Source organism: Pontibacter sp. HJ8, assembly GCF_054824225.1.
In genome coordinates this window covers 1-1,299 of the sequence record NZ_JSYF01000648.1, presented here as the reverse complement: position 1 = coordinate 1,299, position 1,299 = coordinate 1, and the positions used below count along the sequence as shown (strand labels likewise).

Genomic DNA, 1,299 nt, shown 5'->3' with positions numbered 1-1,299 from the left:
ATACTTCGTACTCAGGGAGAAAAAGATTTTCTTGTAAGCGAGTACGAAACCGTCTATATGTTGAAAAGGGCGCTATCGCTATACCTGTCTTTCTGTTTATCTTTCAAGTACTTACAGGTATAGATTTAACTGGCGTAGAAGCTTATCCTAAACGGATCGTTTACAGTATACAGGTATATAAACAGCGATAGCTCTCACTACACTTGTGCCTGTTAACGCATACTCGTAGTGTAAGCTATCTTAACTGCTGCTGTGGCCTGCCTGAAACCAGGTGACCCAAGCAATATTTTACAATGAAAATCTACCTTTGTAAATATAGGATATAAATTTGTATTTTGTAAGTCCTATAGTAATAGGTACGAAGGTGTGTTTGGATTAGTTGTTGCATAATTCAGTATAACCTATGGGCTCCGTTGGCTTTAACTTCAAAGATCGAAGTGCCTGATAATTAATATGCTATCCTGTGAGGCAGGGTATTTGCTGTTTCCCTGTTTATGAAATCTGTAAACCGTACTAGAATGAAAATGAATAATTGGAATGTCCGTCTTGTTGTACTATTTTTAGTTGCTTTGCTTAGCTCCTGTAGTGCGACGCGCGAGCAGGAAGTGGAAGGCGATGTAAATGAATTGAGATCCTGGATGAATTCGCAGACGAACCAGTTGGCCGAACGCACGGAAGATGACTGGAATCAAACCAAAAAAGACTTTAAGAGACGGACAGATGAGCTGGACCAGAAGCAGGATAAGTTTTCTGACAAGTTGAAGGCCGATTACCAGCAGATCAAGGAAGACTTCCGGAAAAAAGAAGAAGAGCGAAGCAAAATGGCAGAGCGGGCTCCCGAATTGCAGCAGTGGGAACAGGACCTGCTGGGGCAATACGCGGACAAAAGTGCTGTAAACGCAGGAAACGTACGGCTGGCCTACAGAACTTTCATGGACAACGTAAGAGCCAAGAAGAGCGCCTGGGGAAACGAAGGTTGGGAGATGGCAAAACTGGTGTTCAAGGAGCTCAATGAGCGCCACGATGCGCTGAGCGAAGATGTTTCAACGGAAGATCAGGTAAGTATCAAGGCCCTCCAGATGGAATTCACGGCGCTGGAGACAGTAGATGATGTGGATAATAACTAAGGCGGGCACTTTCCTTCCGGAGCATTCCTGCCACTTAACCTAGGGCTGGTTATTTAACTATACCCAGTATGTAAGGTCAGTTCGGGATAGCTCCGTGTTGGATGCGGGCAGGGTTGCAGCTAATATATCGGCTGCTATGTAACAAAGCTTATCCCAATATAGGTATAGCTAG

At 44.2% G+C, this 1,299-nt stretch carries 1 protein-coding gene; it reads left to right on the top strand.

Annotated elements, in window-relative coordinates; translation table 11 throughout:
- Nucleotides 1–518 precede the first annotated feature (518 nt).
- Nucleotides 519–1,127: a hypothetical protein gene (locus OB13_RS20590; protein ID WP_461492064.1), complete on the top strand. Its 609-nt coding sequence runs from the start codon at nucleotides 519–521 to the stop codon at nucleotides 1,125–1,127.
- Nucleotides 1,128–1,299 lie beyond the last annotated feature (172 nt).